This is a genomic window from Silvibacterium bohemicum (assembly GCF_001006305.1).
Taxonomy (GTDB): domain Bacteria; phylum Acidobacteriota; class Terriglobia; order Terriglobales; family Acidobacteriaceae; genus Silvibacterium; species Silvibacterium bohemicum.
In genome coordinates this window covers 416,839-429,524 of the sequence record NZ_LBHJ01000012.1, presented here as the reverse complement: position 1 = coordinate 429,524, position 12,686 = coordinate 416,839, and the positions used below count along the sequence as shown (strand labels likewise).

Genomic DNA, 12,686 nt, shown 5'->3' with positions numbered 1-12,686 from the left:
GAATTGCGCCGCGAATTCTCCACTGAATACGCCGGCAGCGATTTGCCTCCTCGACCTCGGCTGCAGTCCTACCGGCAAACCCTCCGCAGGCTGAATACGAAAATGAGCCAGATCGGCGAGGCCCAGGGTCTTCCTGACGGCGTTTTCCGATACTCTGTCGATGACGATTCGTCGTATCCGCAAGAAATCCACTCATCATGCGAGCGATCCATCCAATCATCCGGGTTTTGCCGCTGCGGGCATCGCGCTCCAGACGAAGCCTGACGAGCCGACTCAAAGGCCGCTGCGCCTGGATTGCCTTCGGCCTGATCATCCTGGCAATGAGATTTGCTCCCCCCGCGCTGGCGCAGGCTTCCGACACGCTTGCCGATGACTACATCCGGGCTGATTTCACCGTGGAAGACGGTCTTCCGGACAACGTCATCAATGCCATTCTGCAAACCGAGAATGGCTTGCTCTGGGTGGGCACGCAATCCGGCCTGGCCAGCTTCAACGGGCGCGACTTTACGACCATCGATCTCAGGGCCAGCGGCTCCCCGCCTCAGGGAGCGGTGCATGCCCTGGCCGAATCCAGTCACGGCGATCTTTGGGTGGGCACCGATGCGGGGGTGGTATTTCTTCCGCGATCGGCCTTGGATCGATTCGACCTTGCGGCGCTGACCTTTTATCACCTGGGCCCAGGACCCAGCGATGAAGTGCAGGCGCTGCTGCTGGCTCGCAACGGAGCAGTGTGGGCCGGAACCAACCACGGCCTCTACCGGCGAGACTCCGGCAAGTTCGTCGAGGTTATACCGGGAGTGTCTGTCAACCGCATTGCCGAGGCGCTGAATGGACATATACTGCTCACCACGGCGCAGGGATACATCGAGTGGGATGGACAGCAAATCATCCACCACCCGGAGGTCGCCGCCAGCGTAGGCGTTCATCAGGATCAGGTCTTCACCGTCTTTCAGGACCACAGCGGGGTAACGTGGTACGGCACGAACGGGGGTGTTGTGCGCTGGCGCGGGTCGTCTCCGATACCACTGCAAGCTTCGGGGCCGCAGACGACAGCAACATTCCAGATCTACCAGGATTATCAGGACAGGATCTGGCTAGCCACCGGCGTCGGGGTTTACCTGGTGGATGGCGATCGACTCATCACGCCCGCGCCCGGCCTCCACGTACGGTCGTTTTATGCCGGCCGCAACGGCGATTTATGGATAGGCACCAACGGCTATGGGCTCGCTCACCTGCGCCGGCGAGTGGTGCGGATGTTTACCCAGGCCAGCGGAATGCCGAACGATGTAGCCATGGCCGTTTTACCCGCTCATGATGGAAAGCTCTGGGTCGGCAACAATTGCGGGCTTTCCGTCTTCGACGGAAAAGGATTTAAGACTTACGCCGAGAAAGATGGCCTGATCAACTCCTGCATCTGGTCTCTTGCCGAGGACGCGAAAAACAATCTGTGGATCGGGACTTACGGAGGCGGCCTCTTTCGATTTCGAGATGGACAGTTTGTTCAATACTCCGTCGACCAGGGGCTGGTGAGTAAGATCGTGCTGCAAATTATCGTGGCTCGCGACAACTCTCTATGGATCGCCACGCCGGACGGCATCAGCCACATGCAGGATGGGCATTCCCACAACTACACGGTGGCCGATGGGCTATCGAGCAACCGGGTTCTCTCCGTCTTTCAGGATCACTCGGGCGCGATATGGGCAGCCACACAGGGAGGTGTCGATCGCCTCGCGGGGGAGCGTTTTCGACCGTTTCCATCGAATCAAACCAACGACGGTCCGTTTGTCGTCCAGTTTGCAGAGGATTCGCTCGGCAATCTCTACACCTTGAATTCACCGAAAGGCATCAGCCTGATCGCAGAGGATCGAATGATCTCCGTGAACGAGGATCTGAAGCTTCTCCACATGATCGAGTCTCCGCAACACGACCTATGGTTCAGCGGAAATAACGGAGTCATCCGCATCGGCCGAGAGGACTTGATGAATGCGGGAAAGAATCACGACAGCCCTCTTGATTACCGCATCTTTGATCGATCCGATGGGATGAATTCCATTCAATGCAGCGTGGGATCTCCGAACATTGCCCTTGCATCGGATGGCAAGCTCTGGATCGCGACAGTCAAGGGTCTGGGGATGATCGATCTGGCCCGCCTGCCGCTGGCGGCGAGAAAGCCGAAAGTCTTTGTCGGAGCGATTACCGTCGGAAAGCGCAAAGAGCCGGTCGGCTCGGAGCTGATTCTGCCTGCGGGCACTCACCACGTCGAGCTTCATCTGGAGGCCGTGGATCTTGCGTCTCCGGAGAAGGTGCGCCTGCAATATCGTCTGGATGGCGTCGATGGCGCATGGCTCGACGCTGACTCCTCGCGGACCGCGGTGTACACGAATATTCCCGTGGGCTCCCATACCTTTCATGTCCGGGCGAGCGGCAGCGATGGAGTCTGGGATCAAACGGGAATTTCGTACAGCGTCACGCAGCGCCCCTATTTTTATCAGACGATCTGGTTTCGGATAGCCGCCGCTAGCGCGCTGATTCTGCTGCTGTGGGCGGCTTATCTCATGCGCGTGCAGCATGTCGTCAATCAAACGCGCATGCGGCTCGAAGAACGCCTGGAAGAGCGGGAACGCATCGCCCGTGAGCTTCACGACACGCTTCTGCAAGGCGTGCTCAGCGCCTGCATGCAGCTCGATCTGGCCGAGGACCAGCTGCCGGAGGATTCTCCCACCAAGCCGCTGGTGACACGCGTACTGCAACTGATGCGGCAGGTTATCGAAGAGGGCCGCAATGCGCTTCGCGGCCTGCGTACGCGGGAAGCGGACGGCGACAGCCTGGCAATTGCATTTGCGCGCATCCGGCGAGAGTTCGACATCGATGAAAAGACCAAGTATCGCGTGGTTACGCAAGGCACCGTGCGCACGTTGCACAACCAGATTCGCGACGAGGTTTACCGCATCGGACGCGAAGCCATTGTGAATGCGTTCGTACACGGAAAGGCAAGCTCGATCGAGATAGAAATAGAATATGCGGGCAGGCATTTCCGCCTTCTCGTGCGCGACGACGGCTGCGGCATCGATGCCCGCGTACTGGAGGCCGGTCGAGAGGGGCATTGGGGATTGGCAGGCATGCGCGAGCGCTCCGAGGGCATCGGCGCCAACCTTAAGCTTCGCAGCCGCGTCGGCAGTGGGACCGAGGTCGAGCTGTCCGTTCCTGCGGCCGTTGCATTCTCAGACAAGCCCAACACCGCCAGATTCTCCTGGCTTCCCTGGCTGAGCCGGGAGAAGTTCGAGACAACGGCAAATATCGCAAAGAAGCGTGGCTAAGAATGATCTCTTCTCCAATTCGAATTCTGTGTGTCGACGACCATCCGCTGATGCGGGAAGGAATTGCAGCCGTCATCCGCAACGAGCCGGACATGCAGCTGGTAGGCGAAGCCGCGAGCGGGCATGAGGCTATCGCAAGCTTCCGCGAGCATCGGCCGGACGTCACGCTGATGGATCTCCGCATGCCCGACATTGGCGGCATCGACGCCATGATCGCGATTCGCACAGAATTCGCGGAAGCACGGGTGATCGTGCTGACCACCTTCGAAGGAGATGTGGAGATTCAGCGTGCACTCGAGGCGGGAGCGCGCGGCTACGTACTGAAGAGCACTCCGAGGAAGCAGCTGGTCGAGACCATCCGCAAAGTGCACGCCGGAAAGAAACACATTCCGCCTGAGATTGCGGCACAGCTCGTCGAGCATCTCGGACATGAAGCCTTGAGCAAGCGCGAAATCGAGGTTCTGGAAAAGATCGCAGGGGGAAATCGAAACATCGATATCGCGGCGCTCCTCTTTATTTCCGAAGAGACGGTAAAGGGGCACATCAAGCACATCATGGAAAAACTCGGCGCCAGCGATCGTACCGAGGCCGTCGCCATCGGAGTCCGCCGCGGGATTATCCAGCTCTAGACAAACAATCGAGAATGCCGGGCAAAAAGCACTCTATCGGGGGATTTTTTTCGGTCCGAGCGGAGCTAGGCTCGAGGATGGCGCGCTTTCCGCGGGCGGGAGGAATGAACTGCAAAGACTATTCGCCGCTTTCCCTGCCGGATGGCCTGGCATCGGACTTATCCTGCTGCGAATTGCAGTTGCCTCAGGCGCAATTCGCCATGGCTGGAGCGTTTTCGATACGCCGAACGGCTCCCCGATTTCCGCTTGGACGATAGGCTCGCTGGCGGTCATAGTGGGGCTGGGACTCTTGATTGGAATCCTCACGCCTCTGGCCGGCGGTGCCGCAGCCTGTGGCTACCTCGCGATGGCTGCATCGGATTTCCTTAGCGATGGGATGAGCGACGACTGGAAGCTTTATGCGTTCCTGAATCTGTCGATCATGTCGATTGCATTGGTCCTGCTCGGTCCCGGCGCGGTCTCGCTCGATGCCCATCTCTTCGGCCGCCGCGAGATCATCATTCCCGAAGGCCGCCGCGCCCCGAGACAATAATTTCCCGGCTCGATGGAACAGCAACTTACTGCCGGCTGGAAACAGGATGAGGATACCTGGATAGTGGTATCGGAAACCTGCAGATCAGCGGTGTAGAAATAGCCTTCCTTCCCGGCATGCCCGATCTTGCAAGTTCCTTCATAGTGGCTTAAATGGTTTGCGCAACGCGGCGCACATCCGTACGCCACGAACTCAAGGGAGAGGCAGGGAACACGCCCAGGAGCCAAGCCTGCACGAAGCAGATAGCAGCTGCGGGAATCTTCTGAATCTCCTGCGCGACGTTGCGTATCTTATTCAATGGCCGCCGATACGGTATGTATCGTATCTACCCGAGACGAAGACCCCGCACTTGTTGGCAACAAGCGCGAGGGTATCAACGACACGCCGGAATCGAGACCGATATGAGTGCCTATCTGATTTTTACGCGCGACAAAACGCTCGACGAGCAGGAGATGGCGATTTATTCGAAGGAAGCTGCTGCAACTCTCGCCGGGCATGAGGCCAAGCCTCTCGCGCTTTATGGTGCACATGAAGACCTGGAAGGTCCTCCTACCGAGGGCGCCGTCATCATGCAGTTTCCCAGCATGGAAGCAGCCAAGGCCTGGTACGACGGGCCGGCATATCGCAAGGTGCGCGAGCATCGCTTCAAAGGAGCGGCCTATCGGGTCGTTCTAATTCAAGGAGTTTGAATATGTTCAGTCTTAGCAACAAAACAGCACTCGTCACAGGAGCGTCGCGCGGCATTGGTCGTGCCACTGCTCGAACCCTTGCCAATGCAGGGGCGCAAGTCATCGTTCATTACGGCCGCGCTGCCGCGGAGGCCGATGCTCTGGTCGCAGAAATCCGCGCTGCGGGTGGACGCGCCGATGCCGTTAAGGCCGACCTGTCGCTTCCAGAAGGCGCTGCCACGCTGGCGGAACAAGTTCGCGCGATTGCCGGCAGCCATCTGGATATTTTTGTCTCGAATGCCGGCATCTCGAAGGCCGCCGCCCTCGAAGACCATACGATCGCGGACTTCGACAATCTCTTTGCCACCAACGTGCGGAGTCCATTCTTTCTGGTGAAGGAGCTCTTGCCGCTCTTTGCCGAGGGATCGAACATCATTTTTGTTTCTTCGCTCGCCGCGCATGCCGTTCCCGGCAATCCCGGGCAGGCGGGCGCTCCCTCGCTTCCCGCGTATGCAGCCACAAAGGGCGCGATCGAGACGCTGGTCAAGCACTGGGCTTCGCTCCTTGGGCCCCGTGGAATCCGCGTCAATGCGGTCGCTCCCGGAGTGATCGAAACAGATATGTCGAGTTTCACCAAAATCGAAGCCGGCCGCAATCTTACCCTGACGATGCAGGCGCTCAAGCGGATTGGGCAACCGTCCGATGTCGCCGACGTGATTGCATTTCTGGCGTCCGATGGAGCGCGGTGGATCACCGGCGCGAGCATCCCGGTGGACGGCGGATCGAAGCTCTGAAAGAGCGTCTCACTGCGGCACGATGCCTCCGTCAGGGGCGGGAGGGTATTCGATATGAGCCAGACGGTCACGAAAGAAAGTAAAGCGGAACGCAATAAGGCGCTGGTTCTCGAGGCCTTCGATACCCTGTTCAACAAGCGCGATTATGCGGCTGCGGAGCAATACTGGTCGCCGAACTATATCCAGCACAGCGCGCATATCGAGCCGGGCCGCGAGGGATTGTTCAATCTCATCCAAGGCATCCCCGCCTCATTGAAATACGAGGCGGGAGTCATTGTTGCGGATGGCGATTTCGTCATTGTGCATGGCCGTTTCTCCGGATTCGGCGCGCCGGTGAACTGGATTGCCGCCGACATCCTTCGCATTGAAGACGGCATCCTGGTCGAGCACTGGGACGTGCTTCAGGATGAGGCCACCGAGGAACAATCCAAGAGCAAAGCACCGATGTTTGGATCGTCGTTCCCGATCTACTCTTAGCTGCTTTTACGAGGGAACGCGCTTGCAGCGGGCGATGCGAGCGTTTCCCGCCAGTGGTGTCCCGAAGGCCACGGTCCCCGCATTCGGACACCGGTGTGCGGATACGGACAGTCAGTCTTTTGCGCGTGACAGCAACTTCCTCACGGCAGAGCACTTGTTTCCTGGACATTTTGGCGATGGGATTGCATCTCTACCTACACCGTTCCTTTGGAGATTTCTGCATGCATGAGATTTTGGCCGCACTGCGCCAACTTCGTAAATCGCCGGGTTTTGCCGTTACTGTCATTCTGACGCTGGCCCTGGGCATCGGCGCCAATACCGCGATCTTTACGCTCGTCCATGCGGTACTGCTGCGCTCGCTGCCAGTGAGCAACCCCAAAATGCTCTATCGCGTCGGCTCCAACAGCGACGAGGGGGGTGAGTCCGACGGATTTCCGGATCAGGACAACAGTGGCGATTTTTCGCTCTTCTCCTACGAGTTGTACCAGCACATTCGCGACACTACGCCCGCGTTTGCACAGCTCGCCGCGATGCAGTCGGCCGGTGAGAGAATGAGCGTCCGTCACGGCGACCAGCCTGCGAGAGCGGAACGCACGGAATACGTCTCCGGAAACTACTTCGAAACGCTGGGCATCGGCCCCTTTGCCGGCAGGCTCTTCAGCAGCCGGGATGACACACCGGAAGCCTCACCGGCAGCGGTCATCAGCTACGCGGCGTGGCAATCCTCTTACGGTGGCGACCCTGCGGTCGTAGGCCAGACCTTCACTTTCCAGGGTCATCCCTTCACGATCGTCGGCATCGCGCCGTCGGGATTTTATGGCGACCGGATCGATTCCTTCCCGCCTGCTTTCTGGATTCCGCTTTCGAACGAACCTCTCATCCGGGGAGGTCTTTCGGTTCTGCACACGCAGAACGCCAATTGGCTCTATCTTCTGGGCCGGGCCAAGCCCGGAATTAACGCAGGAGTGGCGGCAACCATCTCGACCAACCTGCGGCTGTGGCTGGCGACAGTTCCGGCCTATAACACCAATGGCAACGCAGCTTTGATTGCACGGCAGCATGTGGAACTGACTCCGGGCGGTGAAGGCATTCAAAATCTGCAAAAACAGGAGAGCAAGGGCCTGTATCTGCTGATGGCCATTTGCGCCCTGGTGCTGCTGGTGGCGTGCGCCAACGTTGCGAACCTGTTGCTGGCGCGCGGGTCGGCCCATCGCGCCGACGTGTCGCTGCGCATGGCACTGGGCGCTTCACGCACTCAGGTCATTCGCCAGATGCTGACCGAGAGCGTGCTGCTCGCGTGCCTCGGAGGTCTGGCAGGTCTGACCGTGGCCTACGCCGGAACGCGGCTGATCCTGTCGCTGGCCTTCCCCAATTCGCCGCAGCTGCCTATCGATCCACACCCGTCTGTCGTTGTACTGGGCTTCGCGTTTTTGCTTTCGCTGGTGACCGGCGTGATTTTCGGCATGGTGCCGGCGTGGATTACCTCTCATGCCGATCCTGCCGAGGCCCTGCGCGGCGTGAACCGCTCGACGCAAGATCGTACGTCGCTCTCGCAGCGATGGCTGATCGTCTTCCAGGCGGGCCTTTCCATTGTTTTACTGGTAAGCGCGGGCCTTCTCACGAGGAGCCTGGCCAATCTGCAGAACCAGAATCTCGGCGTCGATACGGCCAACCGTTACATCGTCCATTTGGACCCGCTCGGCGCAGGCTACACAGCGGCGACGGCAGCGGTGCTCGACGAACAGTTGCAGCAACGCTTCGCAGCACAGCCAAATGTCGCGAGCGTAGGCCTGGCGCTTTATAGCCCGCTCGAACAGAACGAGTGGGGCGAGGACGTCTACATTACCGGTCGAACCGATTCGCACCCAATGGCCATCTACGATCGCGTGAGTCCGCAGTTCTTCATGGCCGTTGGACAGAAGCTGATCCGCGGGCGCGTCTTCACGGACGACGATACGAAGACCTCACCGATGGTAGCCGTAGTGAATCAGGCCTTCGCGAAACAGTTCTTTCCCGGGAAAGATCCCGTCGGACTCTCCTTCGGGACCGAGGATCCCAAGTTCGCAAATGCCTTCCGCATTGTCGGAGTCGTCGCGGACGCCAAATACGGCAATCCTTCCGGAGGAATTCAGTCGATGTTTTTCCGTCCGCTGAAGCAGGAGAGGACGGACCTGACCAGCCCCAGCGATCAAGCGATGGAAGCACGGTCGATGATCATCGGCGCCATCGTGCTTCAGTTCAAAACCCCGCCGCAGGATGCCGACGGCCTGGTGCGGCGGACACTTGCGGACATCAATCCCAATCTGACGGTGAGCAGCCTGCACACGTTTCAATACCAGGTGGAGGGAAACTTCAATACCGATCGCCTGCTCTCACGCCTGGCTCTGCTCTTCGGTGTTCTCGCATTGGTGCTGGCAGCCGTCGGGCTTTATGGCATCACCTCCTATCAGGTATCGCGCCGAACCAGCGAGATCGGCGTGCGGATGGCGCTGGGCGCCACGCGCAACAGCGTTCTCTGGCTGGTGCTGCGAGGAGCCTTCCGGCAGGTGGGGCTCGGTCTGCTGATCGGCATCCCGGTCGCGCTGCTGGCGGCGCGCACTATGGCCAGCCAGCTTTACAACGTTCGCAGTTATGACCCCATGAGCGTGCTGCTGGCTGCGGGCGCGCTGCTGCTCGCTGCCGCCATCGCAGGCATCGTGCCGGCGCAACGAGCAGCCAGCATCGAACCGGTCACAGCGCTGAGGACGGAGTAGACGTGGCCGTGACCGAATACGACCGAATGTTAACGCGACGTGAAGTTGAAACCTCATTTCGCCGCGCGCACTGCCAAAAAACGGTCCAGCCATCGCGCTGAATGTTGATCCGGCGAAAGCGCAAACTTACATAACCATCCTGTCTCGGAATCAGAGTGCTTGCATCGCCGTGTTGGTGTATAACGTGGTGGCGGTGGCGTGTCGCGAAGCAAAGACCTTGTATTCGCTCATCGAATCTAACCATGGCTAGGGAAGTTGTAGCCAGATCAGGGTCTGGGCAACTCAGGCGTTTAACTTGCGACAGCCGGCAGTGACCGGCTGCAAAGCTAGCTCTGCGTGACGCGGTGTCGGCAGGTTCTCAAAGCTTTGTAAAGAGGCGTCCGGCCATGAGATTTCCTCTTCGTTCGCAAGCTCTCTCCGCAGCTCTCTCCGTGTCCCTGCTTTGCTGCCTGCCCACGTATGCCGGTGCGCAGGAGGATCAACTCGATCCTTCTCCGACGCCCGCAGAGCCGGTGCAGACGGTAAGCCCGCTGCCTCCCCAGCCAAACCAGGTCATCATTCCCGGCCCGATCCGATCCTTCCTGCGGATGGCGGGCATCAGCCAGAAAATCCCGCTGCAAGACGTGCTGCCGGAGCTCGCCCGCAACGTTTCCGCTCAGGGATACCGGCAGGGGCGGGAGACGGAGTTTCTCCTGCTCATCGAGCGATATGTGCGCCAGGCGAGGGAGCTCCAGACTCTGGCATCGCCGACTGGCGAGATCCGGATCATGCATTGCGCAGACGCCGGGCCGCTGCTTCAGATCCTCGGCTATCGCCTGCGAGACGGATGCGGACAGAAAGACTCTTCTCTCGGGACGCTCAATCCGGAGAGAGCATTTCTCACCATCGATTCAGGCTTTCCGCTCACCCGCCTCGAAGATGCCCTGGTCAACGACACGCCTTTTACTTATCCCTATGCTCCCTCGCTGGTTCCAGTGCTGTTGAAGCGGAATGACTGGACAAGTTTAAGCACGCGGCGGAAGCCCTACAGCGAAGACATCCTGGACGTGATTTTGCACGATCCTCATGTGGCGCGCCTTTACTGGGCGTTGTCCAAAATGGATCCCGAAACCGCAACCGCACTGGCGCGATCGGCGGGCCTCTGGAGTCTGCTTCCCAACGCGGGTGTTTTGGATTTCTACGGAACGGAGATATGCATCCGCTCGCATAAGGTGCTGGTGCCGGGAGGCAAAGCAGCCGAATCGGGCTGGGCTGACCTGGCGGGCGCGAGCCCATCTTCGCCGGCCGATTTCGTCACGCATCTGCTGGCGCAGGACCGGGGCTGGCTGGCTGCGTATTTCGACACGCTGGCCCGCGTAGACCAGGCCCAGCAGGCGCGCCTCACCCAGAACTCACGCCTCCGCCGCTTCTATGAAGCGTTCCGGGATTCGGGCCCCGAAACTCCGGCAGCGGCAGCATCCTTTCGCAAGGCTCCGGCGCTCTTGATTCTCTTCACGCGCCAGCAATGGCTGCCCAACGGAGAACCGCGAATTCCGGGCGACATCGAGCTCTGGAAGGAGGTCCTGGGAAAACGCGGACGCCGCGTGAATCATCCCGAGCAGGTGCTGGAAGCGATGATCTCTTACGCGCGCATCGATACCGACGAAAGCCCGCTGCAGACCTACCTCTGCCTGAGCACGCTGGAGAGCGAGCGCTCCGGGCAAAAGAGCCTCTCTCCCGCCACGCAGCTGCTGATGGCCAAGACCTATGACCAGTTCAACAGCTGGTATCCGCTCTTCGCCGAGTTTCCAGAGTTGAGCGACGATTCGATCACCCAATTCATCCACACCGCGGAGTCGCTGGATCACATATCCAAGCAGGACTTGCGCGGCGACGCCCTGGGCGCCTTCCAGGCGAATCTCGGGATATGGCAGATCCTCGCGCGTCAGGGTGAAATCAAGAGCGGCCAGCTTGATTCTTCCTGGCAGAAGACGATCTCTCCCTTCGCGGCCGTCGGTTCTTCTTCGCAACTGTTCGACGCAGGCACCAAATCGCTCGGCGAGGTCCTGACCGCGGCAACCGGCGAAGCGCATCACTCGCAGGATGAAATCATCGATCTGCTGGCCGGGCCGCCACAAGAAAGTCCCGAGGGCAAACACGCTCGCGCTGCGGTAGCGCGACGGATGCGCTCAGTGATGGACGATCAGCGCCTGACTTCGCTCGACACGCTGCAGGAGCTGGGCGACGCCATGAATGCCGCGGCGCACGGAGGCGGCAGCAACGAGAGACTCCGCGCGCTGGCCGGGCAGCTGCGCGAATTCGAGATGCCGCGACCCATCTTCACGGAGAGCGAGAAGGGCGAGTGGGCGCCCGGGGTCTTCAGCCAGCGCCATGCCCAGATGCAGATGCACGTCGACCTCTCGAAGGCGGTCGAACAATCAAATTCGCCGTCGAAAATGGAGGGCGCACGCGGGCAGCTGGCTCCGTTTTTGAGAGATACGCTGGTGGGCCTGAACTACGCCTACTATGAGCCTCCGGGTTCGCAGCTCCTCCACATCAATCCCCTCTTTGTGCGCTCCCATGATTTCTCTGGCGAAACAGTGGTGGGCATCGAGCATATATGGCAGACTCCCATGCTGTTCGGACAAGGAGCTTCGGCAGGCGGAGGCGCCTATCTGGTCGGCTCGCTGGCCGACTTGCCGTATGCATTGGCCGGAGCGGAGCAGGACTTCATTGCTCCGGAAAATGTGCAGGCGCTGATCTGGCAGGAGCTGGTGCCGACGCTCATGGCCAGCGCGACGCTGTCCCGCTGGTGGGACGTAAGCCCGCGCGAGCTGCATGCCGTCGCGCTCTATCAGCGATCCGGCGAAGAGCTGCTGGTCGCATCCACCGCCAACCCGCAGCTGCGAAACAAGGTCATAACCATCCTTGCCGATCGGCTATCGCCGCAGCGTCTGGAGCGGGTGGAGATGGCCCGGCAATCGAAAGACATGGAAGCGGCCATGGCCGGCCTCATGCCTTCCGATACGTTCTTTCTGGCGGCTGAATTTCGCCGGCGATATCCGCAGGAAAACGCATCGTGGGGACCATCGAGTCGCGCACTCGACCAGCTCTGCCACGAGCACCCGGCCGAGACCAGCATCGAGCGCATCTCCAGAGACTTCGGCATTCCTCACCCCACGCTGGCTCAAAACTACGGCCGCGGACTGGTCAATACAAAGCCTTTCCCGGCATTTGCGGGATATTCCAGCCGTCTTTTCGGCGAGTCCTGGGATTCGAGCAACCTCTATCTGGCCCGTCTTGCAGATGAGAAAAGCGCATCTCCAGAGACGCTGAATGTTCTCTGTCCGCAACTGACGCGGGTGATGATTGCGAAGATTTTCGCCACCGATTTCGAAGACTGGCCGGCAGTAACGCGCGCCATGCACGAAGCCGGGGACGAGCTGTTTCAGCACAAAGCGCCGCCGCCACCGGGAACCCAGACTACCGCTCACCGATAGTCTGAGGCGGCGTTCCGATGGACGCGGCGAATGGGAG

Annotated in this window: 8 protein-coding genes; all 8 read left to right on the top strand. The window is 60.0% G+C overall.

The window, feature by feature from the left end:
- The first annotated feature begins 320 nt into the window (after nt 1-320).
- The 8 genes from XX99_RS18150 (at nt 321) to XX99_RS18115 (ending at nt 12,649) form a co-directional block, all read left to right on the top strand.
- Nucleotides 321-3,317 (top strand): sensor histidine kinase, encoded by a 2,997-nt coding sequence (locus tag XX99_RS18150; RefSeq protein ID WP_184085057.1) that lies wholly within the window; start codon nt 321-323, stop codon nt 3,315-3,317.
- Between the two features lie 2 nt (nt 3,318-3,319).
- Nucleotides 3,320-3,946, top strand: coding sequence for a response regulator (locus tag XX99_RS18145; protein WP_050060801.1), 627 nt, complete (start codon nt 3,320-3,322; stop codon nt 3,944-3,946).
- A 274-nt stretch (nt 3,947-4,220) separates the two neighbouring features.
- On the top strand, nt 4,221-4,478 hold the full coding sequence (locus XX99_RS27350; RefSeq protein ID WP_050060800.1) for a hypothetical protein: 258 nt from the start codon (nt 4,221-4,223) through the stop codon (nt 4,476-4,478).
- A 401-nt stretch (nt 4,479-4,879) separates the two neighbouring features.
- Complete coding sequence (locus XX99_RS18135; RefSeq protein ID WP_050060799.1) at nt 4,880-5,167, top strand: DUF1330 domain-containing protein; 288 nt, start codon at nt 4,880-4,882, stop codon at nt 5,165-5,167.
- A gap of 2 nt (nt 5,168-5,169) precedes the next feature.
- On the top strand, nt 5,170-5,940 hold the full coding sequence (locus tag XX99_RS18130; protein ID WP_050060798.1) for an SDR family NAD(P)-dependent oxidoreductase: 771 nt from the start codon (nt 5,170-5,172) through the stop codon (nt 5,938-5,940).
- A gap of 54 nt (nt 5,941-5,994) precedes the next feature.
- On the top strand, nt 5,995-6,417 hold the full coding sequence (locus XX99_RS18125; protein WP_050060797.1) for a nuclear transport factor 2 family protein: 423 nt from the start codon (nt 5,995-5,997) through the stop codon (nt 6,415-6,417).
- A 221-nt stretch (nt 6,418-6,638) separates the two neighbouring features.
- Complete coding sequence (locus XX99_RS18120) at nt 6,639-9,170, top strand: ABC transporter permease (RefSeq protein WP_050060796.1); 2,532 nt, start codon at nt 6,639-6,641, stop codon at nt 9,168-9,170.
- 386 nt (nt 9,171-9,556) lie between these two features.
- Nucleotides 9,557-12,649 (top strand): hypothetical protein, encoded by a 3,093-nt coding sequence (locus XX99_RS18115; RefSeq protein WP_231581472.1) that lies wholly within the window; start codon nt 9,557-9,559, stop codon nt 12,647-12,649.
- The last annotated feature ends 37 nt before the right edge of the window (nt 12,650-12,686 follow it).

Coding starts and splice junctions, on each gene's coding strand:
- XX99_RS18130 (WP_050060798.1), top strand. CDS start 5,170: ATGTTCAGTCTTAGCAACAAAACAGCACTCGTCACAGGAGCGTCGCGC.
- XX99_RS18145 (WP_050060801.1), top strand. CDS start 3,320: ATGATCTCTTCTCCAATTCGAATTCTGTGTGTCGACGACCATCCGCTG.
- XX99_RS18120 (WP_050060796.1), top strand. CDS start 6,639: ATGCATGAGATTTTGGCCGCACTGCGCCAACTTCGTAAATCGCCGGGT.
- XX99_RS18125 (WP_050060797.1), top strand. CDS start 5,995: ATGAGCCAGACGGTCACGAAAGAAAGTAAAGCGGAACGCAATAAGGCG.
- XX99_RS18135 (WP_050060799.1), top strand. CDS start 4,880: ATGAGTGCCTATCTGATTTTTACGCGCGACAAAACGCTCGACGAGCAG.
- XX99_RS18150 (WP_184085057.1), top strand. CDS start 321: ATGAGATTTGCTCCCCCCGCGCTGGCGCAGGCTTCCGACACGCTTGCC.
- XX99_RS18115 (WP_231581472.1), top strand. CDS start 9,557: ATGAGATTTCCTCTTCGTTCGCAAGCTCTCTCCGCAGCTCTCTCCGTG.